Source organism: Sulfitobacter faviae, assembly GCF_029870955.1.
In the GTDB taxonomy this organism is placed as follows: domain Bacteria; phylum Pseudomonadota; class Alphaproteobacteria; order Rhodobacterales; family Rhodobacteraceae; genus Sulfitobacter; species Sulfitobacter faviae.
Map to the genome: position 1 here is coordinate 980652 of NZ_PGFQ01000001.1, position 20835 is coordinate 1001486.

General features: G+C 62.1%; 14 protein-coding genes and 6 pseudogenes. 7 read left to right on the forward strand and 13 right to left on the reverse strand.

Features of this window, described 5'->3' with window-relative positions; translation table 11 throughout:
• Position 1: 1 nt before the first annotated feature.
• The 4 genes and pseudogenes from CUR85_RS05115 to CUR85_RS05130 all read right to left on the reverse strand — a co-directional run.
• Positions 2 to 444, reverse strand: a pseudogene (locus CUR85_RS05115) (dihydroxy-acid dehydratase); the annotation flags it as partial.
• A 73-nt stretch (positions 445 to 517) separates the two neighbouring features.
• Positions 518 to 1869, reverse strand: a protein-coding gene (locus tag CUR85_RS05120; RefSeq protein ID WP_280322053.1) for an IS3 family transposase whose coding sequence is annotated in 2 segments (ribosomal slippage) — positions 518 to 1533 and positions 1533 to 1869 — 1353 coding nt in all. Because the reading frame shifts where the segments join, the coding sequence is not laid out codon by codon here.
• Between the two features lie 285 nt (positions 1870 to 2154).
• Positions 2155 to 2658 (reverse strand): hypothetical protein, encoded by a 504-nt coding sequence (locus CUR85_RS05125; protein WP_067268112.1) that lies wholly within the window; start codon positions 2656 to 2658, stop codon positions 2155 to 2157.
• A 465-nt stretch (positions 2659 to 3123) separates the two neighbouring features.
• The gene (locus CUR85_RS05130; RefSeq protein ID WP_067268114.1) at positions 3124 to 3435 is read right to left on the reverse strand and encodes an ETC complex I subunit; all 312 of its coding nucleotides are present in this window, start codon (positions 3433 to 3435) and stop codon (positions 3124 to 3126) included.
• Between the two features lie 141 nt (positions 3436 to 3576).
• On the opposite strand from CUR85_RS05130, the gene CUR85_RS05135 reads away from it, so the two are divergent.
• Together CUR85_RS05135 and uvrB are read left to right on the forward strand one after the other, a co-directional pair.
• The gene (locus CUR85_RS05135; RefSeq protein WP_067268115.1) at positions 3577 to 3861 is read left to right on the forward strand and encodes an antifreeze protein; all 285 of its coding nucleotides are present in this window, start codon (positions 3577 to 3579) and stop codon (positions 3859 to 3861) included.
• Positions 3862 to 3948: 87 nt separating this feature from the next.
• Entirely contained in the window at positions 3949 to 6153 is a 2205-nt protein-coding gene (gene uvrB, locus CUR85_RS05140; RefSeq protein ID WP_067268117.1) for an excinuclease ABC subunit UvrB, read from the forward strand.
• 60 nt (positions 6154 to 6213) lie between these two features.
• Here uvrB and CUR85_RS05145 read toward each other — a convergent pair whose 3' ends face one another.
• Complete coding sequence (locus CUR85_RS05145) at positions 6214 to 6483, reverse strand: hypothetical protein (protein WP_067268119.1); 270 nt, start codon at positions 6481 to 6483, stop codon at positions 6214 to 6216.
• 233 nt (positions 6484 to 6716) lie between these two features.
• Positions 6717 to 7073 carry a PRC-barrel domain-containing protein gene (locus CUR85_RS05150; RefSeq protein WP_067268120.1) on the reverse strand — a complete coding sequence of 119 codons (357 nt, stop codon included), beginning with the start codon at positions 7071 to 7073 and terminating at the stop codon, positions 6717 to 6719.
• A 181-nt stretch (positions 7074 to 7254) separates the two neighbouring features.
• Here CUR85_RS05150 and CUR85_RS05155 point away from each other — a divergent pair, with 181 nt between their 5' ends.
• Positions 7255 to 7440, forward strand: coding sequence for a PLDc N-terminal domain-containing protein (locus CUR85_RS05155; protein WP_067268122.1), 186 nt, complete (start codon positions 7255 to 7257; stop codon positions 7438 to 7440).
• A 128-nt stretch (positions 7441 to 7568) separates the two neighbouring features.
• Complete coding sequence (locus CUR85_RS05160) at positions 7569 to 7970, forward strand: hypothetical protein (protein WP_280322065.1); 402 nt, start codon at positions 7569 to 7571, stop codon at positions 7968 to 7970.
• A gap of 327 nt (positions 7971 to 8297) precedes the next feature.
• Here CUR85_RS05160 and CUR85_RS05165 read toward each other — a convergent pair.
• The 3 genes and pseudogenes from CUR85_RS05165 to CUR85_RS05175 form a co-directional block, all read right to left on the reverse strand.
• Positions 8298 to 10585 (reverse strand): annotated as a pseudogene (locus CUR85_RS05165) (glycosyl hydrolase family 28-related protein).
• A 148-nt stretch (positions 10586 to 10733) separates the two neighbouring features.
• The gene (locus CUR85_RS05170; protein WP_082852165.1) at positions 10734 to 11147 is read right to left on the reverse strand and encodes a DUF4864 domain-containing protein; all 414 of its coding nucleotides are present in this window, start codon (positions 11145 to 11147) and stop codon (positions 10734 to 10736) included.
• Between the two features lie 61 nt (positions 11148 to 11208).
• On the reverse strand, positions 11209 to 12789 hold the full coding sequence (locus CUR85_RS05175) for a lysine--tRNA ligase (protein ID WP_067268127.1): 1581 nt from the start codon (positions 12787 to 12789) through the stop codon (positions 11209 to 11211).
• 122 nt (positions 12790 to 12911) lie between these two features.
• Here CUR85_RS05175 and CUR85_RS05180 point away from each other — a divergent pair, with 122 nt between their 5' ends.
• On the forward strand, positions 12912 to 13334 hold the full coding sequence (locus CUR85_RS05180; RefSeq protein ID WP_067268129.1) for a tellurite resistance TerB family protein: 423 nt from the start codon (positions 12912 to 12914) through the stop codon (positions 13332 to 13334).
• Between the two features lie 127 nt (positions 13335 to 13461).
• Here CUR85_RS05180 and dacB read toward each other — a convergent pair.
• Positions 13462 to 14954 (reverse strand): annotated as a pseudogene (gene dacB, locus CUR85_RS05185) (D-alanyl-D-alanine carboxypeptidase/D-alanyl-D-alanine endopeptidase); the annotation flags it as partial.
• 100 nt (positions 14955 to 15054) lie between these two features.
• Here dacB and CUR85_RS05190 point away from each other — a divergent pair.
• Positions 15055 to 15887, forward strand: a pseudogene (locus CUR85_RS05190) (DMT family transporter).
• Here CUR85_RS05190 and CUR85_RS05195 read toward each other — a convergent pair.
• The 3 genes and pseudogenes from CUR85_RS05195 to CUR85_RS05205 all read right to left on the reverse strand — a co-directional run bounded on the left by CUR85_RS05195 (position 15879) and on the right by CUR85_RS05205 (position 18550).
• Positions 15879 to 16472, reverse strand: coding sequence for a nicotinate-nucleotide adenylyltransferase (locus CUR85_RS05195; RefSeq protein WP_082852167.1), 594 nt, complete (start codon positions 16470 to 16472; stop codon positions 15879 to 15881). The pseudogene CUR85_RS05190 and the gene CUR85_RS05195 sit on opposite strands and share 9 nt — an antisense overlap.
• 82 nt (positions 16473 to 16554) lie before the next feature.
• A pseudogene (locus CUR85_RS05200) lies at positions 16555 to 18101 on the reverse strand (alanine/glycine:cation symporter family protein).
• A gap of 11 nt (positions 18102 to 18112) precedes the next feature.
• The gene (locus tag CUR85_RS05205) at positions 18113 to 18550 is read right to left on the reverse strand and encodes a universal stress protein (protein ID WP_067265219.1); all 438 of its coding nucleotides are present in this window, start codon (positions 18548 to 18550) and stop codon (positions 18113 to 18115) included.
• Between the two features lie 353 nt (positions 18551 to 18903).
• On the opposite strand from CUR85_RS05205, the pseudogene ettA reads away from it, so the two are divergent.
• A pseudogene (gene ettA, locus CUR85_RS05210) lies at positions 18904 to 20558 on the forward strand (energy-dependent translational throttle protein EttA).
• Positions 20559 to 20835 lie beyond the last annotated feature (277 nt).

Below are 20835 nucleotides of genomic sequence, written 5' to 3' on the forward strand. Positions count from 1 at the left end.
ATCAGTGACTGTCCCTCGGCCTGCTCTTACGGGCGACATCGCGATAGGTGGGCGCATCGCGCAATGTCATCCCTGTGTCCAATCCGGTTGTTAGCTCGCGGAAGTACTGCTGCCACGGTGTCTGGCTGGCGGGCATTTGATATCCCCCCTCCCTGACAAGTTGACGCGCCCGCTCGGCCAGCTCGTCCAGCGGTACCAGCATGTCCGCGGTGCCTTTTCCCAGATCAAATCGCACCCGGTCACCGGTTTTCAAAAGAGCCAAGCCGCCTCCCTCCGCCGCTTCGGGTGAGGCGTTAAGGATCGAAGGCGACCCGGACGTGCCAGACTGCCGCCCGTCGCCGACGCAGGGCAAGGCGGCGATCCCTTTATTCAGCAAATAGGAAGGGGGCGCATGTTGACCACTTCAGCCCCGCCCGGATAGCCCTTCGGCCCCGCACCTCGCATTGTCCGTCGTCATATAAAATGGGACATCAGAGCGGCTTGAACTTTGGAGGCTCTGGTTCGTTTGCGTGATTGATTATGCTGCTTGTTTTTGATGTTGCAAGCGGCGGCTTTGGATCGTCATTTTCTTGATCTTTTCCCTTTCTCTGATGATGGCTTTGTCACGTCCAAAATAGACGTCAGCGGGTGTGACGTTGCTCAGGCTCTCGTGGTAGCGCTGGTTGTTGTAATAGTCGACGAAGGCCCCGATCTGGCGTTCAAGATCGCCGGGCAGGTAGTAGTTTTCCAGTAGAACCCGGTTCTTCATGGTCTGATGCCAGCGCTCGATTTTGCCCTGGGTTTGCGGATGGAACGGCGCACCGCGAACGTGATCCATTTTCTGGTCCCCCAGCCATTTGGCCAGGTCGCCGGATATGTAGCACGACCCGTTGTCGCTGAGCAGGCGCGGCTTGTGTCGGACCACGGCTTGGTCGCAGCCAGACGCCGTAAGAGCCAGCTCAATGGTGTCTGTCACGTCCTCGGCTCGCATGGTCGTGCAGAGCTTCCAGGCAATGATATACCGGCTGTAATCGTCCAGGATCGTGCTGAGGTAATACCAGCCCCAGCCGATGATCTTGAAGTAGGTGAAGTCGGTCTGCCACATCTGATTGATCGCCGTGGTTTTGTCCGAGAACTCATCGGCAGCCTTGATCACCACATACTCGGGTGCCGTGATCAGATCGGCAGCTTTCAGAATGCGGTAAGTCGATGATTCAGAGATAAAATACCGCTTCTCATCAGTATATTTGACGGCCAGTTCGCGTGTGGTCAGCGCCTCATGTTCCAGCGCAAACTCGATCAGATCATCCCGCCGGTCCTGCGGAATACGGTTCCAGACCGACTTCGGCCGAGGCGCGCGGTCCGCCAATGCATCAAGGCCGCCTTCGACGTAGCGGTCATACCATCGGTAAAATGTCGTGCGCGGGATACCCAGCATATCAAGGGTCATTTTTGTGGGCAGGTGTGATCCCTCAACCGTGCGAATGATCTCAAGCTTCTCGGTTGCTGGATACCTCATTCCTCGAACTCCCCAGCCCCTGTCATGCTTTTTTTGAGCAGGCGGTTCTCAAGGGTTAGATCAGCCACGCATTCTTTCAGAGCCATGGCCTCGGATCGCAGATCCTTCACCTCAGGCGATGTCGCCTGACGCGCTGTGTCGCCGGAAAGGCGACGCTTTCCAGCCTCAAGGAATTCCTTCGACCAAGTATAATACAGGCTGTCAGAGATACCCTCGCGGCGACATAACGCCGAGATGCTTTCCTCCCCGCGCAATCCGGCCAAAACAATGCGGATCTTCTCCTCCGCCGAGTAGGTCTGGCGGGTCTTGCGGCGGATGTTTTTGACCAGCTTGTCAGCTGCGTCTTTCGATGTTCCGGGCTTCTTGTTCATCTTCGCTCCTTAAAGGCTACGATGAACCAGAAACCCTCCGTTGTTCAGATCCTCAAATCTGTCCCAAAGGTGCTGACGTCAGACAGAGAAAGGTGCTGACCTATTAGCTCGGGACAGAGCGGTCCGTTTGAAGGCGATTCAGAGTTTCGATGCGCTGCGCCAGTATCAATGTCCGGTTCAGTGAAGCAGCGTTGTAGGTGGATGACACGACGAACGGCAGGAATGGGCCGGCCTAGGCGATCGCACCCCCAGTTGCGAAATTGGCTTCGGGCGGTTGGCATGTCGCTAGCTATGCGCCTCCGCCAGATGCCATGCCTCTCGATAAGGATTGAGCCAACCAAGGGGGCGGCCAATCTCTAGTCCCATCTTGCTGTAGTCAGGCAAAAAGCGTCTCATATTGCTATCGTTGCGCTGTTGCCCGCGCTTTCCAGGTGTCGCGAGCCAAAGAGCGTGAGACTCCTTCACGGCGGCGGCGACCTCCGCACTCGGCACGATGAAACAATTTGGTGGGTCGACCAGCGAGCTCCCGAAGTCGAGGAAGGCATAAAGCAGGTTTTCAGACACAATGTCTTCATGCTTCTTGCCCATGTGCCAGCCGCCATCGCTGCCTTTGTCAACGCGCGTCTTGACCTGAATTGCACATAGCTTCTCTCCAATGTCATCGGTGACAATGAGGTCCGCGTTTGGGACCCCGACTGGAGCCAGTGCGGCAATCAAGCCGCGCCGCAGAAACTGACACATGACGTAGTGCTCACCGGCTGCGCCCAGAAGCATAGTTGCGGAAGGCATAAGAAAACTCCCCCGGGTGTTCTACTCGGCACATTCCTTCAGCCCACGGCCAACCGCAAGACATGGGCATGGCTTACGGAAAGGTGGCAGGCTTTGAATGACCGCTTTGGCTGGCCGCGTTGCAGCACCCAGACCTTGTCTGAAGGTCGGCTTCGGGCCGTTCGCGTCGGCGATGCGACTCCCAAAACCTAGGCAGATTCTTTAGCCCCAAACAGCATATTGGGAACAAGTTGGCAAAACGAGACTTAAAAAATCTTAGCGCTTATATGACATCTGTTTTCGCCCCTACACCAGTCGGCCAATGGCTTGGCATAGGTCATCACTGAATTTTAGCGCCTAAGAACCTGACCAATCGCAGAATGCGACCCGCTAGATATCGACGCCGCCAGACGCCGCCATACCATATGTGGAGCACGGGAAAAACTTAGCCTCCCATGGGAAAATCTTAGGTATGTCTTCACACCCTCAGTGCGTCCACGCCCCACGGCGACCGGTCGCGAAATTCTCGCCATAGCCGCCGGGGCGGACGTTGGGCTTGCGCTTGTTGGGCAGTTGCACCTGCGCGTCGATGCCATGATCGCGGGCGTATTCTTCGGCGGCTTCGCGGGTGTCGAACTGCAAGCGCACTTGGCTTTGCGTATCATCTGACGACGTCCAACCCATCAGCGGATCGACCCTGCGCGCTTCCGCGGGCGAAAACTCAAGCAGCCAGACACGGGTCTTGGCCGTGCCGGAGGACATCGCTGTACGGGCGGGTTGGTAGATACGTGCGCGCATTTCGGGACTCTCGCTTCAATAACCTCGGGCTTTATCTAATATTCCGTGCCAAGGGGCAAGGGAATGCAGGCCCGCGCAAATAAACCCTACCATGCTGCGCTGCAGAGACTACATCAAGATCACCCCATTGGAGTGTTCCATATGACCCCCTTCGCCCTCTTCGCCCTACAAAGCCAGATCGCCGCCCTTGCGGTGGAAACCCAGATCGTGATGTCGCTGCGCCTCTTGGGCATGGCAGGCGCGCTGCCCGCCCGCCCCGGTGAGAACAACCGCATGGTGGCCGAGAAAGGCCCGGCCATGGTCAAAGCCTTCACCGCCGGGACGCAGGCCATGATGCTGGGCAAACGCCCCGATCAGATTATCGACGCCTCGCTCGCCCCTCTGGCCCGCAAGGTGCGACAGAATCGCAAACGGTTAATGAAGTAGCGGCAAAAGCGCCCTTCGCGGCCCCCTGCCCCTTGAACCCCGCGTGAAAGAGGGCACCTATGGGAAGCTTGACGAAGGATACCCGCGATGCCCTATGCCCATTCCGACAAGACCGAGGGGATGCCGATGCTGGCAAACCCCGCCCCAGACGTGCGCAACCGCCCCAAGCTGGAGGGCGGCCATAAGTTCAAACTGGTCACCGAATTCGACCCGGCGGGCGACCAGCCCACGGCGATCAAGGAACTGACCGAAGGGGTGAACTCGGGCGAACGCGATCAGGTGCTTCTGGGCGCCACCGGGACAGGCAAGACCTTCACCATGGCCAAGGTCATCGAAGAGACGCAGCGCCCCGCCATCATCCTCGCCCCCAACAAGACGCTGGCGGCGCAGCTTTACGGCGAGTTCAAGGGCTTCTTCCCCGACAACGCGGTGGAATATTTCGTCTCCTACTACGACTATTACCAGCCCGAGGCCTATGTCGCGCGCTCCGACACCTTCATCGAGAAGGAAAGCCAGATCAACGAGCAGATCGACCGGATGCGCCACTCCGCCACCCGCGCGCTTTTGGAGCGTGACGACGTGATCATCGTGGCCTCGGTCTCCTGCATCTACGGCATCGGCAGCGTCGAGACCTATGGCGCGATGACCCAAGACCTGAAAGCGGGCAGCATGTACGACCAGCGCAAGGTCATCGCCGATCTGGTCGCCCAGCAGTACAAGCGCAACGACGCGGCTTTCCAGCGCGGCTCTTTCCGGGTGCGCGGCGACAGTCTGGAAATCTTCCCCGCCCACCTCGACGACCGCGCATGGCGGCTGTCCTTCTTCGGCGAGGAGTTGGAAAGCATCACCGAGTTCGACCCGCTCACAGGTGAGAAGACCGACACCTTCGAGCAAATCCGCGTCTACGCCAACAGCCACTACGTGACCCCGAAACCGACGATGCAGCAGGCCATTCAGGGCATCAAGAAAGAGCTGCGCACCCGGCTTGACCAGCTCGTCGCCGACGGCAAGCTGCTGGAGGCGCAGCGGCTGGAGCAGCGCACCAATTTCGATATCGAGATGCTGGAGGCCACCGGCGTCTGCAACGGGATCGAGAACTACTCGCGCTATCTGACGGGGCGCGCCCCGGGCGAGCCGCCCCCCACCCTCTTCGAGTTCATCCCCGACAACGCCATCGTCTTCGCCGACGAAAGCCACGTCTCGGTGCCGCAGATCGGCGGCATGTACAAGGGCGACTACCGCCGCAAGTTCACGCTGGCCGAACACGGCTTCCGCCTGCCGTCCTGCATGGACAACCGACCCCTCAAGTTCGAGGAGTGGGACGCCATGCGCCCGCAGTCGGTCTTCGTCTCCGCCACCCCGGCGGCATGGGAAATCGAGCAATCGGGCGGCGTCTTCACCGAACAGGTCATCCGCCCCACCGGCCTTTTGGACCCCAAGGTCGAGATCCGTCCCGTGGAGATGCAGGTCGACGACCTGCTTGATGAGGTGCGCAAAGTGGCCGCCGACGGTTACCGCACACTCTGCACCGTGCTGACCAAGCGCATGGCCGAGGACCTTACCGAATACATGCACGAACAGGGCATCCGCGTGCGCTACATGCACTCGGACATCGACACGATCGAGCGGATCGAGATCCTGCGCGACCTGCGCCTCGGCGCCTTCGACGTGCTGATCGGGATCAACCTGCTGCGTGAGGGGCTCGACATTCCCGAATGTGGGTTGGTCGCCATCCTCGACGCCGACAAGGAGGGTTTCCTGCGTTCGGAAACCTCGCTGATCCAGACCATCGGCCGTGCCGCGCGGAACGCCGAAGGCCGCGTCATCATGTACGCCGACCGCATCACCGGCTCGATGGAGCGCGCCATGGGCGAGACCGAGCGCCGCCGCGCCAAGCAGATCGCCTATAACGAGGAACACGGCATCACCCCCGCCACGGTGAAAAAGAACGTCGAAGACATCCTCGCCGGACTCTACAAGGGCGACGTAGACATGAACCGCGTCACCGCCAAGGTCGACAAGCCGATGGCGGGCGGCAACCTGCAAGCCGTGCTCGACGGGCTGCGCGCCGATATGCGCAAGGCCGCCGAAAACCTCGAGTTCGAAGAGGCCGCGCGCCTGCGTGACGAGGTCAAGCGGTTGGAGGCCGTGGACCTTGCCGTCGCTGACGACCCGATGGCGCGCCAGCAGGCAGTCGACCGCGCCGTCGATGCCGCGCAGCAAGCCTCGGGCCGCAGCACCTCAGGCCGCGGCGGAATGCGCGGCGGCAATGTAAAACGCCGGAAACGCTAAAGAAAAAGGGCCGCCCTACTCGGGGCGGCCCTTACACAATCCTGCACCAAAACGCCGCAGCTACCGTCGCAGTGCCGCCACCAAGGCCAACACCAGCGCAGCACCGATCGCAGCGATGACCAGCAGCAACAGCAAGCCTCCCGCGGCCACCACCGTCACGCCCAGCGCGGCAAGGATGAAGGGCAGCGCCACGGCGCCGACGACCCCTAGAACAAGGTAAAGAATACGGTTCCGCCCCGCCACGGCCCCGGCAATGGCCCCGGCGGCAAGCCCGACCACCACGAGCGCGATCAGCGCCACCGCGCCAAGCGTATCAAGAAAGGCTTCCATCGAAGGGTTCTCCTAAATCAAATGAAGGGTACAAATGGCACGCCGCATGCCCCAAGGGTCAGCAGCAGGCCGAGAGCGATCATTCGGCGCATCGGGGATTCCTTTCCAATCACGGCCAAACCAGCCGCACTTTCATCAGACCCGATCCGCTGCGCAAAAACAATGGGCTGCGCAGACTATCGCCGCAGCGAAAGGGAGGCGTCATCGCCTCCCTTAACCATTTGGAGCGCCTATCAAATCCAGTAATAAGGCACGCCGTAGTGATCGAACGTCCGCTCTTGCCACGCGCGGTCGCTGTGCCACTGCTCGGTCCGTTCCGGCGCGCCTTTGACCGTTGCCTCGTCGATGTTGGTCATGAAACCATCGCGGGACGGGTCGTAGTTCAACGCGTTCCACGGCACCGGATAATGCTCTTCCCCGAGCCCCAGAAAGCCGCCGAAGCCCATCACGGCATAGGCGACCTTGCCGGATTTCTTGTCGATCATCAGGTGGTCGATATGGCCGATTTCGGTCCCATCCGCGCCGAAAACGGCGGTGCCGTTCACGTTGTCCGAAGAAACCAGCGATGCGGGTGCTGTCGTGTCAGTCATGGCTTGTTCCTCTCATGATTTCTGTACCAACAAAACCCAAGGCAGGCGGCGCCGGTTCCCGCAATACGGGCAGACTGGCGGGGATCGGCTCAGCGCCCGCGCGGCGCGGTCCGGGAACAATTGGGCGCGCCCTTGGGTTGATCACTCAATAGAAACGCACGCATTCGAGAGGGATCAAACAATGGAATATGGACTTTTAGGGCTCATCATCCTCATCGCCGACATCTACGCCATCTATCAGGTCGTTACCTCCAGCGCCTCGGGCGCGGCCAAGATCGCATGGGTCTTAGGCATCATCATCCTGCCGGTGCTGGGCTTCATCGTCTGGCTCATTGCAGGCCCCCGCGGCAACAAGGCCCACGTCTAAGCCCACGTCGGGCGACCCTGACATTGCAACTGCGAAACCCGGTGCCCTCGGCGCCGGGTTTTCACGTTCCTCCCGGCAAGCAACGATTTGTTAACCGCTATTAACCAAGATCGCAGCAGGAGCCTGCCATGCGATCTGCCCTTTGCCTTACCCTGCTGGCCTGCCAGTTCAGCCCCACCACCGCCCACGCCGGGCCGTGGCTGCGCGAGGAAGGCACGACCTTCATCTCAAGCTCCTTCTCGGCGACTTACTTCTACGACCTCTCCCAAAGCACCTATATCGAATACGGGCTGCGCGAGCGGCTCACCCTCGGCTTCGACCTCAACACCGCGCAAAGCCGTTTTGGCTTGCAAAGCGGCCATGCCACCGTCTTCCTGCGCTTCCCCTTGGGAGAGCCGAGCGAGACGGGCCGCTGGGCTTACGACATCGGCGCCGGGGCAAGCTGGTCGGGGGACTTCATATCCCCCACCTCAGGGCCGGGCTGTCTTGGGGCCGCGGCTTCACCTTGGGCGAACGGAACGGCTGGATGACCGTCGATACCTCCGCAAGATGGGAGTTCGGCTTTTCCCAAGAGGTCATTAAGATCGACAGCACCGCCGGGCTCGACTTCACCCCCGTGACCACCGGAATGGCGCAGGTCTTTCTCACCTACACCGGGGGGAGACCTATGCCAAATTCGCCCCCTCCATCGTCCTGTCGCCCAGCTTCACCAAATACCGCCTGCAATTGGGCAGCGAAATCCCCTTCGACGCGCCTGAGAATTCGGCCCTTACCCTCAGCCTCTGGCGGGAGTTCTAAAGCAATTGGCCCCGCCGATCTCCGGCAGGGCCACTTCACAGCTCAGCGCAGCGCCACGGTTAGCGGTTGTCCATCCGCACCATGACAGAGACCTTGCCCTTCACCGGCGTTGGCCAAACCACATGCAACTGATCCCGGTCCGGCCCTTCGGCGTGTTTCACATAAGGCATGTCGAACTGCGCCACGTTGTTGCCGTTGCGGATCGCCCCATGGGCCACCACCGCATCGCTGTTGAGCGCTTGCCCCTCGAACGGCAGGTGACCAGCGGTATCGATCACCCAAGTCTCTGACGGGGTCGATTGCGTGAACTCGATCTCGGCCATATTCTCAACCTGCGTGGTCACCGCATGGAAGGAATTGCCTTTCATCACCACGTTCTTGCACCGCGACAGGTCAAGATCGGCAAAGGTCGTATCCACCCGCTCGGCCCGGTCGATGCTGCCGTTAAGGCTCCGGAACCGGTTGCCGGTGATGGTCACCCCACTCAGGAAATGCCCCGCACCATGCGGTTTCACCACGATATAGCTGAACCACGGCGCCACCTCCCCGGACAGAAAGATATTGTCGCTGATGCTGAGCGCGCTGAACGAATAGCCCGTGGTGAAGGCCGGGGTCGGGTCCTGCTCATTCGTCCATTCGATAAAGCAATTGTCGACGTAATTCCCGGTCACCACCGCGCTGGTATGGGCCGAAGCAAGGATCAGCCCCGCCGAGCGCACACCGTTGTCGACCGCATCCCCTTGAAAAAAGTGATTGCCCGTCACGATGCTGTTGCCCCCCGCCAGCAGCGCGAAATGGCGGAATTTGGTGGCGCGGCAGTCGCGCAGCTTCACGTCGTTGGCGTTGGTGTTAAGCGCGATGGAGGTCCGGTTCGGCACCGTCAGCGCATCCTCTGCCGACAGGAACTGACAGCGGTCAATCAACATGCCCTGACAGCCCCCGCCGATCGAGGTGACGCCACGGTCTTTCGGGCGGCTGACAAAACAGTCCCGCAGGTGAAAGATCAGCCCCGAGGGCGCGAGGTTGATCGCGCTGCACCGGTTGTTGCACTGGAACTCGATATCATCGAGCACGAATTTCGACAGCGAGGCGAAGCCGCTGAAATCCACCATGTATTGGAACTTGCGGAAGGTGAAATTCTGCGTCCCCTCCGCGTCGTAAAGCGGCGCGTTGAGCGTGATCTCCTGCGTGGCAACATTCTTGGACCGCACATAGATCTCGCGCCCCACCCCGGCCCCTTCGACCAGCGCGCCCACCGGCACATTGGCGATATTGGTCACATTGGTCAGCTTGCGCGCGTCCGAGGCCGCGTAGCGCGCCTGCGACGTCACCACCACCGTGTCCCAAGCGCTGCTTGACGCGGCCTCAAGCTGGCCGTTGCGGATCACCCGGCGGGTGGCATAGCTGGTCTTGTCCGGCACCGCGGCCTGCATGTCCAGCGGACTGGTGACGGTGATCTTGCGCCCGCCCATGTCGAGCGAATCGTGGTCGGCGTTGTTCAGAAGCGCCTGAAACGCCTTGAGGAAAGCCCTGCGCTCGTCTTCGAAGGCCTCGATGTAATTGGGCAGATCGAAGTTGCGGCGCAGCAGCAGGACAGCGCTGTCGGGCATGGTCACATGGCCCTCGAATTTGACCGGCGTGTCAAAGCTCACATCCCCGTTCAGCAGGTAGTTCCCCGCAGGCACCAGCACCGTGCGCCCCGCCGCGGCGGCATTTGCCGCCTCGAAGGCCGCGGTATCGTCGCTCACCCCGTTGCCCACGGCACCAAAGTCGCGCACATCGACCTGCGCCAGCATGTCCCGCAGGAAGACCGAGGTGACATCCTCAATCACGATATCATCGATGCGCACCACACCGCCCGTCGGCCCGGTCAGGTCCAACCCGAAATGCCCATAGACCGCCCCGGTGCCCCAGACCATATCGACCCCGCCGCGGTCGCCGCTGCCGATGATCGCGCTGACCTCGACCACCTCGCCATAGGCCGTCAGCGTGACCGACGGCCCGGCCTCCGTCACGCCGCTCACCCGGCCCCCGCCCGCCTGCGCCGGATAGCCCGCGATCCGCACCGTCGGCAGGTTGCCACTCACCGCCTTCACCCGCGCCGTGACCCGCAGATAGCAGCCCGGCAACAGCGTCGTCTGGCCCATGTAGCGCAGCTTCTGCGTGGCTTGCGTCTTCAGCAGTTCCAACGCCCCGCCAAAATCCTGATCCGCGGGACAAAGGCGGCATTGGCCGCGTTCTCATAGGTGTCCGACCCCGGCGTGCCATCGCCGCTCGACCAGACATCCAGCCCCGCCGCAAAGGGGGTGGGCATCAACACCACGCCATCGGTAATCGCCTTGTTCATCGCTTTTCCTTTCCCCGGTCCGCACCTCCCACCGGGGCGCGCCGCTCAACTGCTCAGGCTCGGCGAGGGCCGAACCGCGAGGTCAGGGAAGTATCAACGATGTGTTAACCCGCATTTGCCCCGCCGCGCGGGGGCGGCGCAACAATGGTCAAACATTGGCCCCCGGCGCGTCGAGGATTTGCACCGCGCCGATGCGCCAGCCCGCCTCCGTCCGCTCCATCAGATAGCCCAACAGATGCGTGAACCCCTGAGGATCAACCACCTGCACCACCTGATAAAAACGTGCCCCATCCGCGCGCCGGTCGAGGAACCGCACCTCCGCCGGGTTCTGCACCATCGGGTAGCCATTGCTCACCATGCTGCGAAAGTTCTCAGGGGTCTGGAAATAGCGCTGCAAATTCGGCGTGGCGAATTCTAATGCGGCGGCGAAATCATTCGCGCGAAAAGCGTCGAACTGGCGGTTGATCGTCTCTTCGATCTCGGCCTGCTGCGCCATCGCGCCAAAGCTCAGGAGGGCCGATAGCACCAGCCCTCCGAAGAACGTGAACATCCCTTTGCGCATTGCCTTTCCCCCTTTGCCCTTGCTGAATGATCTAAGTCACGCAAGGGCAGAGGCAAAAGTTTCACGCGCCGGTCAGCTTGCCCGCCAGCGCATCGTCGATCAGCGCGACGGTCTCTTCCACGCCGTAAAGCGCGATGAAGCCGCCAAACCGCGGCCCCTGATCGGCACCCAGCAGCACTTGGTACAGCGCCTTGAACCAGTCTCGCAGCGGGTCGAAACGCTCCTTGCCGACGGCAAAGACCATGCTTTGCAGCGCCTCGGCATCCAGCCCGCCGTCCCAGACCTTGAGCCGGTCGCGCAGGTCTTCCAGCGCCTCGCGCTCCAGCTCGGTGGGCGCGCGGAACACCTTCGTGGGCTTCACGAAGTCGTTGAAATAGCGCACCGCGTGGCCCGCCGCCGCATCCATGCCGGGGTTGGTCTCGGGCGTCGCCTCAGGCGCATAGCGCTGGATGAAGCCCCAAAGCTGCGACTTGTCCTCGGCGCTCGACACGGAGGCGAGGTTCAAGAGCATCGAGAAGGGCACCACCATGTCCGACTTCGGCACATCGCCGCCGTGGATGTGCCAGACGGGGTTATTCAGCCGCGCCTTCACGTCCTGCGTCTCATAGGCGCGCAGCTGCTGGTGGTATTCGTCGACCGCCTTGGGGATCACGTCGAAATACATGCGCTTGGCCGTCTTGGGCTTGAGGAACATGAAATACGACAGGCTCTCCGTGCTGGCATAGGTCAGCCACTGGTCGATTGAGATGCCGTTGCCGGAAGACTTGGAGATCTTCTGCCCGTTCTCGTCGAGGAACAGCTCATAGCTGAAATGCTCGGGCTTCTTGCCGCCGAGGATCTCGCAGATGCGGTCGTAGATCGCGGTGTTGGTGGCGTGTTCCTTGCCATACATCTCGAAATCCACGTCGAGCGCGGCCCAGCGGGCACCGAAATCGGGCTTCCACTGCAACTTCACATTGCCACCGGTGACCGGCAGGGTCATCTCGTTGCCGTCCTCGTCGTCGAAGGTGATCGTGCCGTCCTTGGCGTTGACCTCCTTCATCGGCACATACATCACGCGCCCCGTTTCGGGGTGGATCGGCAGGAAGATCGAATAGGTCTGCGCGCGCTCTTCGCGCAGGGACTTCAGCATCACCGCCATGATCTCGTCGTACTTCTCGCAGGCGCGCAGCAGCACCTCGTCGAACTGGCCCGAGCGGTAGAATTCGCGCGCGGAATAGAACTCGTACTCGAAGCCGAAGGTGTCGAGGAAGCGGCGCAGCATGGCGTTGTTGTGATGGCCAAAGCTCTCATGCGTGCCGAAAGGGTCCGGCACGGAGGTCAGCGGCTTGTGCATATGCTCGGCCAGCATCTCTTGCTGCGGCACGTTGCCCGGCACCTTGCGCATACCGTCGAGGTCGTCCGAGAAACACACCAGCTTGGTCGGGATGTCGCTGATCTCTTCAAAGGCGCGCTTGATCATCGTGGTGCGCAGCACTTCGCCGAAGGTGCCGATATGCGGCAAGCCCGAGGGGCCATAGCCCGTCTCGAACAGGACGTAACCCTTCTCCGGCGGCTTCTTGGCATAGCGTTTGAGCACCCGGCGCGCTTCTTCAAAGGGCCATGCTTTGCTGCTGAGTGCCGCGTCTCGGGTCTCGGACATGTCAGATCATCCATCTTTTGGCGTCCCTGCGCCCAATGCGCACGGGGTCGCCCGTTCCTATTGCTTCACTCCCTGAGGGTCAATATTCTGCACCGCAACATACCTGTGCAAAGGATACCGCGATGCCCGACACATCTTCCCTCTCGCTCAGCGCCCAAGACAGCCTTGTCGCGCTGATGATCGCGGTCTCGGCCTCGGATGAGGACATCCGCACCGCCGAACTGGTCAAAATCGAATCCGCGCTGAACCTGCTGCCGGTCTTCTCGGGCTATGACAATGATCGCGTCTCGACGATTGGCAAAACGGTTTTCGACCTGTTCGAACAGGAGGACGGATTGGATGCCCTCTTTGGCCTGATCCGCGAGGCCCTGCCGGAGCGTTTGCATGAAACGGCCTATGCGCTGGCCTGCGACGTGGCCGCCGCCGATGGCACGCTGGACGAGGCCGAGCTGCGCCTGCTCGAAGAAATCCGCTATGAGCTTAACATCGACCGGCTCCACGCCGCCGCGATCGAACGCGGCGCGCGGGCGCGGCACCTGACCTGAGCGCGGGTTAGGACTCTTCCAGCGCGACTTCCGGCTCGGCCCCGACCTCGGCTTCGGCATCAGGGTCGGGCGCCGCTGGCGTGTCGGGCGCGGCTTCGCCCTCCGGCTCGGGCTTCACGGCGACGTTATACAACAGGCCCCACCGCTCCAGCAGCCCGCGTTGCACACGTTTGGCCCGCGCGTTCCAAGCCCGCGCCCCCGGCGGACGCTCTCGCTCGGCCCGACTGATCTTGGCCCGTTCCTCGATATTCGCGGTCAGGATCGCAAAGGCCAGCACCCGGTCCTCGGGCGTGGTCAGGAACCCGGCCAGCGCCGAGACGAAGTTCAGCGTGCCGGTCTTCGCGTCGATCTCAATCGGGTTGTCGCGCTCAGGGCGGCCCCGATCATCGCGCAGATAGACCGGTTTCAAGATCGGCCGCAGCCCGGTGCCATGAATGCGCGCCAGCCCCCCGGCCATGTCATGCACGGTCATCTTGCTGTCGTCGCCAAGCCCCGAATGGTCAATCATCGCCGGGCTTTCCATGCCCAGTTCCTCAATCGCCCATTTGTTCATCTCGGCGGCAGAGGCCCGCAGGCTCGGCACCGTACCCAACCGTTTGGCGCTGGCAGCCATGCCGACCATCTCGGCGGTGAGGTTGGTGGAGTATTTCAGCATGTCCTTGAGGATCGGCCGCAGCTTGGTGCTGCGGTGGGTAACGAGGGTCTCGCCCTCTGGCAGCGTCTCGATCAGCTCTGCATCGCCCAGTTTGATGCCATGGCTGCGGGCGATGGTGGCAAATATGTCGCCTGCATAGACACCGGGCCGCCGGATCGGCAGCCAACGCGCCCCGCCCGAACCCAAGGCCCCTTTCGCAACCGTCCAGACATCGCGCTCAGGCCGGTTTTCGTAGGTATAGACCGGCCCGCTGCGGTCCACGACTTCCATCGTGGCGACGCGCACGGCGGGGGCATAGCGCGCCGCGCGGCCCTCCATCGTCACGTCATAGCCGTCGCCACTGCGCTTCCACTCGAAATGCACGCGGTTGTAGTTCAGCGCGATGCCTGAGACGCCGGGGTTGTAGCCGACATGGTCAGGCTGTTCGGGGTCAATCGCAAAGGTCGCGGGCAGGGCGCCCTCATAGACCTTGAAACCGCCCTTCACGCCGATGATGCCCGCCTCTTTCAGGTCTTCGGCCATCTGCCCCAGATTGTCGCTGTCGAGGGTCGGATCCCCCCACCGACGAGGATCAGATCGCCCTGCACCTCACCATCGACGACACCGCCGGTCGCCAAAAGGCGCGTCTCGAACACATGATCCGGCCCCAGTTGATCCAGCGCATAAAGCGCGGTGATCGCCTTGATGCTGCTGGCGGGCGGGATGCCATCGGTGGCGTTGGACGCCTCCAGCCAGATGCCGGTGTCGACATCGACCACGGCAAAGGCCACCGTGCCGGTGATCCCGCTGTCGGCGATGATCTCGGACACATTGGGAATGGCCTGTTTATACAGGTCGGCATCGCGCCCCACGGGGCGCAACGAAGTGGTCGGCGGCTCGGCCCAAGCAGAGGCCGCCGCCAGTGCAGCGGCAGCCGTCCCAAGGAAAATGCGGCGTGTGAAACGTCGTGAAAAACTCTGGCTCATGGGCTTGATATAAACCCCAAGCGGCGTTCGGCCACAACCGGTCTGACAAGGGTGGAGCTTTCGCGGTTGCACAAAACCGCCGACCTGCTAACCCAACGTCATGCAACGCGCTATTCCGATCATGTTCATCGCCATGTCACTGATCCCCGCAGGGGACAGCGCGGGTAAAATCCTGACCTCTGGCATGGGGGTTGCGCCGGTCTTCGTGGCATGGTCGCGCTTTGCCATCGGGGCGCTGATGGTGCTGCCGTTCCTGCCCCGTGGCACATGGGGCTGATGCGCGATTGGCGGCTCTGGCTGCGGGCCGGCACCTTGGCCTTGGGGATCACCTGCATTCAAACCGCGCTCAGGACCGAGGCGATTGCCAATGTCTTTGCCGCCTTCTTTATCGGGCCGATGATCAGCTACCTGCTGGCCGCGATCTTTCTGCGCGAGCGCATCAGCCTGCTGCGCAGCGCGTTGATCCTCATGGGTTTTTGCGGCGTGCTGCTGGTGGTGCGCCCGGGGCTGGGCGGTGGCACGGGCGGGCCGGGGCTCCTTTTTGCCGTGGCCGCGGGGCTGTTCTACGGCGTCTTTCTCACCATGTCGCGCTGGCTGTCTGACCTCGCCCCGCCCCTTGCGCTGACTTTCACCCAACTGGCGATGAGCGCGGTGATGCTGCTGCCTTTGGGGTTGATGAACCTGCCCGAAGCCACCCTGCCCGTCGCGGGGCTGGCCACCGCGAGCGCGCTGTTTTCGATGCTGGGCAATCTGCTGCTGCTCTATGCCTACCGCCGGGCGCCTGCCACGCGGCTGGCGCCGTTGGTCTATTTCCAACTGATCGCGGCGGTGCTGCTGGGGTTGTTTCTGTTCAGCACCCTGCCCGATGCGCTGACTTGGGCGGGGCTTGCGGTGATCATCACCGCGGGCATCACCTCGGCCCGGCTACGCTGAGCGCCAGCCCCCCGCCGCGCGCAATGCGGTGGAAGAGACATCGACCATCGGCACATTCACGAAACACCAAGCCGGCGCCGTGGCCCGGCCCAGCAACTGGCTGTTTCGTCCTGCAATCCGGTAGGGCGCATAAAGCGCCGCCGCCCGGCTCATCCGGGCCGAGATGCGCTGCCCGGGCCGCGCCAGCACGCCCACCGGCACCGTCTCCATGATCTGCCGCCAGTCTTGCCAGAGGTGGAACTGCGCAAGGTTATCGGCCCCCATCAGCCAGACGAACCGCACCCCGGGATAGTGCCGCCGCAGCGCCGCCAGCGTCTGTGCGGTGTAGCGCGTGCCAAGCTGCGCCTCGATATCCGTGATCTCGACCTTGGGGTGATCCATCACCACCCGCGCCCGCGCCATGCGCTGCGCCATGGGCGCCGGGCCATGCTCTTTCAACGGGTTGCCGGGGCTCAGCAGCCACCAGACCCGATCCAGCCCAAAGCGTTTCAAGGCCTCGCGGGTGATATGCGCATGCCCCTCATGCGCCGGGTCAAAGGACCCGCCCAACAGGCCGACGACCTGCCCTTTGGTGGCGAATGGCATGGTATTGCGCAAGAAAATGGCCCCCGATCCGAAATCAGGGGCCAAAGGAGGGGCATTGCAGCCCTTTGTCAATGCGAAGCCCTTACTTGTGCTTCACGATCTCGCCCGAGCGCAGCCGCGCGACATAGCTGTTCAGCTCCCGCTTCACGATCGGCATCAGGAAGTAGAGCGCGATGATGTTCACGATCGCCATGGAGAAGAGCATCGCATCGCTGAAGTCGATCACCGGCCCAAGGCTCGCCGCCGCGCCGATCACGATGAAGAGGCAGAAGATCACCTTAAAGGTCAGCTCCTTCGCCGCCCCCTCGCCAAAGAGATAGGTCCATGCCTTGAGCCCGTAGTAGGACCAGCTGATCATGGTCGAGAAGGCAAAGAGCACCACCGCCACCATCAAGAGCACCGGGAACCACGAGAAGGCCCGCGCATAGGCCGCCGAGGTCAGTGCCACGCCACTCACGTCGCCCTCAGTCGCGATCCGGCCCGCCTCGGCGTTCCAGATGTAGAGACCGGTTTCCGGGTCTTGGTTGAGCACGCCGCTGATCACGATGACTAGTGCGGTCATGGTGCAGATCACCACCGTGTCGATGAAGGGCTCCAAAAGGGCCACGTAACCTTCGGTCACCGGCTCCTTGGTGCGCACCGCCGAGTGGGCGATGGCCGCCGAACCGATGCCCGCCTCGTTGGAAAACGCCGCGCGGCGGAAACCCTGGATCAGCGCGCCGGTAAAGCCGCCGACCACGCCAAGGCCGGTGAAGGCGCCCATGAAGATCTGCCCGAAGGCCCAGCCGATCATATCCCAGTTGATAATCAGGATCAGGATCGAGACCAGCACATAGAAGATGCCCATGAAAGGCACGATCTTTTCAGTCACCCGCGCGATGGATTTCAGACCGCCCGCGATCACCGCAAAGGTCACGCCCGCAAGGACCACCCCGGTGATCCAGCCCGGATAGTCCCCCAAGACACCCGCAAGCTGGGCATGGGCTTGGTTGGCTTGGAACATATTGCCGCCGCCAAGCGCGCCGAGGATGGTGAAGATCGAGAACAGCACCGCCATGAAGCCCCCCAGCGGCAGGCCCCGCTCGGAGAAGCCTTTGACGATGTAATACATCGGCCCGCCCGAGACATGGCCGTCGGGAATTCATTGCGGTACTTCACACCAAGCGTACATTCGGTGAACTTGGTCGCCATGCCGAACAGACCCGCGATCACCATCCAGAAGGTCGCCCCCGGACCGCCGATGCTGACCGCCACCGCGACGCCCGCGATATTGCCCAGACCCACGGTGCCCGACAGCGCCGTCGCCAGCGCCTGAAAGTGGCTCACCTCGCCCGCGTCGTCGGGATCGGAGTAATCCCCCTTCACAAGCTGGATCGAATGCCAGAACCCTTTGAGCTGGATGGCCCCAAAATAGACGGTGAAGACCACGGCCCCTACGACGAGCCACAGCGCGATCCAAGAGAAATTCGTCCCCGGCAGCGGGGCAAAGATGAATGACACATACCAGCCGGTGTAATCGGCAAAGATCTGGTTGATACGTTGGTCGATGCCCGCAGCCTCTTGCGCGGCGGCAAGGCCCGGCAGCAATGACGCAAAGGCCGCCATCGCAAAGGTCAGTAACTTGTACATGGCGTTTCCTTTCAGGGAATGATCGTGACCGGCACGCTGGAGCCCGCGACCAACCGGCCCGTCACTCCACCAAAGAGCCGCTTGAGGCCCCGCTCACCAACCCGCCCGACGACGATCTGAACCGCGCCGCGCTTCTTGGCCACCGCTTCGAGGATATCGGCCACGTCGCCATGCCGCACGAGTCCCTCGACCTCGACACCGGCGGCCTTTGCCTCGGCCACGGCAGGGTCGAGCACCACGTCATGGGCGCGCTGCAACTCCTGTTCGCGCCGCTTGTGGCGCTGCTCGTTCTCTTCCTTGGTCTGAAAGGTGAAAGGCGACCATTCGATCACAAAGCAAACGGTGATCGAACAATCCCCGATCTGTTTGGCCTGTGACTGGGCAAACGCCAAGGCTCGCGCGCCGGCCTCCGACCCGTCCAGACCCACAACGATGGTGGATTTTGTCATGAGTATTTCCCTGTTGTTGCGCTGAAACCGGCGCACCGCGAACGGCGAGAACCGCCTTCAACCTCCCTACTCTGCGGTAGGCGGTTTTTACCGTCCAACCGCAGATTGAATAAATTCTAGCGCGAAAACGGCAGAAAAGTCGACCGGATTTCACCGATCGACTACGCGGATCGCCTGCCAAACCCTTGCAAAACCATCCAATAGCCTGCCCAGCCATGCCGCCTGCGCGCGCCACGGGCGCGCCACGCAAACCGCCGCCAGGCAAGGTGCCTGCGCGGTACAGAGTGTTTGATATTGCCCCGCCCGGGCGATATTGGACTGCAAACCCCAAAACGCGTTGCAAGGATTCTCCAATGGCCGCCTATCAATACGTCTATCACATGTCCGGCGTCTCCAAGACCTATCCCGGGGCAAGAAGACATTCGAAAACATCCACCTGAACTTCCTCCCCGGCGTGAAGATCGGTGTCGTCGGCGTCAACGGCGCGGGTAAATCCACCCTGCTCAAGATCATGGCCGGGCTCGACAAGGATTTCTCGGGCGAGGCATGGGCCGCCGAGGGCGCCAAGGTCGGCTACCTCCCGCAGGAGCCGAAGCTCGACCCCGAAAAAACCGTCCGCGAAAACGTGATGGAGGGCGTGGCCGAGAAGAAGGCCATCCTCGACCGTTACAACGAATTGGCGATGAACTACTCAGATGAGACCGCCGAGGAGATGGCCAAGCTGCAAGACGACATCGACGCGCAGAACCTCTGGGACCTCGACAGCCAGATCGACGTCTCGATGGAAGCGCTGCGCTGCCCGCCAGACGACGCGATGCCGGAAAACCTCTCGGGCGGTGAGGCGCGCCGCGTGGCGCTCTGCAAGCTGCTTCTCGAAGCGCCCGACATGCTGCTGCTCGATGAACCGACCAACCACCTCGACGCCGAGACCATCGCTTGGCTGCAGCAGCACCTGATCGACTATAAGGGCACCATCCTCTGCGTGACCCACGACCGCTACTTCCTCGACGACATCACCGGCTGGATCCTCGAACTCGACCGCGGCCGCGGCATTCCTTACGAGGGCAACTACTCCGACTGGCTGGAGCAGAAGGCCAAGCGGCTGGCCCAGGAAGCCCGCGAAGACAAGTCCAAGCAGAAGACGCTGGAGCGCGAACTCGAATGGATGCGTCAGGGTGCCAAGGCGCGCCAGGCGAAATCCAAGGCCCGTATCGCGGCCTATAACGAGATGGCAGAACAGTCCGAGCGCGAAAAGCTTTCCCGCGCCCAGATCGTCATCCCTAACGGTCCGCGCCTCGGTAACAAGGTGATCGAGGTCGAGGGCCTGAAGAAGCACATGGGCGATAAGCAGTTGATCGACGGGCTCGACTTCTCGCTGCCGCCGGGTGGCATCGTTGGTGTGATCGGCCCCAACGGCGCGGGTAAATCCACGCTCTTCAAGATGCTGACCGGGCACGAGAAACCCGACGAGGGCAGCATCGAATACGGCGACACGGTTGAGTTGTCCTACGTCGACCAGAGCCGGGACGACCTGAACCCCGAAGACACTGTCTGGCAGGCGATCTCCGGCGGGGCGGAGCTGATCAAGCTCGGCGATGCCGAGGTGAACTCCCGCGCCTATTGCTCGTCCTTCAACTTCAAGGGCGGCGACCAGCAAAAGAAAGTGGGCTTGTTGTCGGGCGGTGAGCGCAACCGCGTGCATATGGCGCGGCTGCTGAAAGAGGGCGGCAACGTGCTGCTCTTGGACGAACCGACCAACGACCTGGACGTGGAGACGCTGCGGGCGCTCGAAGACGCGTTGGTGGATTTCGCGGGCTGCGCCGTGGTCATCTCGCACGACCGTTTCTTCCTCGACCGGATTTGTACTCATATTCTGGCGTTTGAGGGCGAAGCGCATGTGGAATGGTTCGAAGGCAACTTCGAGGACTACGAAGAAGACAAGAAGCGCCGTCTGGGTGCCGATGCGCTGGAGCCGAAGCGCCTGAAGCACAAGAAGTTCGCGCGGTAAGGATTGCGACTTAGCAATTTGGAGGGCGTCGGATTTCCGGCGCCCTTTTTTCTTTGCGCGACGCCGCAACAGCCCCGCCCGGTGGCACGCCGGGCATCGCCCTCCCTCCCCCCGGAGGGCGATTTAGCGACGCTACAACAGCTTGCCAGACCTCCACATCTTGCAGCGCCCTGCCAAACAGCGCGGTAGCGGATCGCCCCCCAGGGAGGGCGATGCCCTTACGCTTACCTTTAACGCAAAAACCCGCCCGCAATGCGGACGGGTCTATCCCCTCAAA

Excerpts from the sequence above, each read along its gene's own strand:
- CUR85_RS05130 (WP_067268114.1), bottom strand. The coding sequence starts at position 3,435 with ATGCGCGCACGTATCTACCAACCCGCCCGTACAGCGATGTCCTCCGGC.
- CUR85_RS05170 (WP_082852165.1), bottom strand. The coding sequence starts at position 11,147 with ATGCGCAAAGGGATGTTCACGTTCTTCGGAGGGCTGGTGCTATCGGCC.
- CUR85_RS05135 (WP_067268115.1), top strand. The coding sequence starts at position 3,577 with ATGACCCCCTTCGCCCTCTTCGCCCTACAAAGCCAGATCGCCGCCCTT.
- CUR85_RS05125 (WP_067268112.1), bottom strand. The coding sequence starts at position 2,658 with ATGCCTTCCGCAACTATGCTTCTGGGCGCAGCCGGTGAGCACTACGTC.
- CUR85_RS05155 (WP_067268122.1), top strand. The coding sequence starts at position 7,255 with ATGGAATATGGACTTTTAGGGCTCATCATCCTCATCGCCGACATCTAC.
- CUR85_RS05180 (WP_067268129.1), top strand. The coding sequence starts at position 12,912 with ATGCCCGACACATCTTCCCTCTCGCTCAGCGCCCAAGACAGCCTTGTC.
- uvrB (WP_067268117.1), top strand. The coding sequence starts at position 3,949 with ATGCCCTATGCCCATTCCGACAAGACCGAGGGGATGCCGATGCTGGCA.
- CUR85_RS05160 (WP_280322065.1), top strand. The coding sequence starts at position 7,569 with ATGCGATCTGCCCTTTGCCTTACCCTGCTGGCCTGCCAGTTCAGCCCC.
- CUR85_RS05175 (WP_067268127.1), bottom strand. The coding sequence starts at position 12,789 with ATGTCCGAGACCCGAGACGCGGCACTCAGCAGCAAAGCATGGCCCTTT.
- CUR85_RS05195 (WP_082852167.1), bottom strand. The coding sequence starts at position 16,472 with ATGCCATTCGCCACCAAAGGGCAGGTCGTCGGCCTGTTGGGCGGGTCC.
- CUR85_RS05145 (WP_067268119.1), bottom strand. The coding sequence starts at position 6,483 with ATGGAAGCCTTTCTTGATACGCTTGGCGCGGTGGCGCTGATCGCGCTC.
- CUR85_RS05205 (WP_067265219.1), bottom strand. The coding sequence starts at position 18,550 with ATGACAAAATCCACCATCGTTGTGGGTCTGGACGGGTCGGAGGCCGGC.
- CUR85_RS05150 (WP_067268120.1), bottom strand. The coding sequence starts at position 7,073 with ATGACTGACACGACAGCACCCGCATCGCTGGTTTCTTCGGACAACGTG.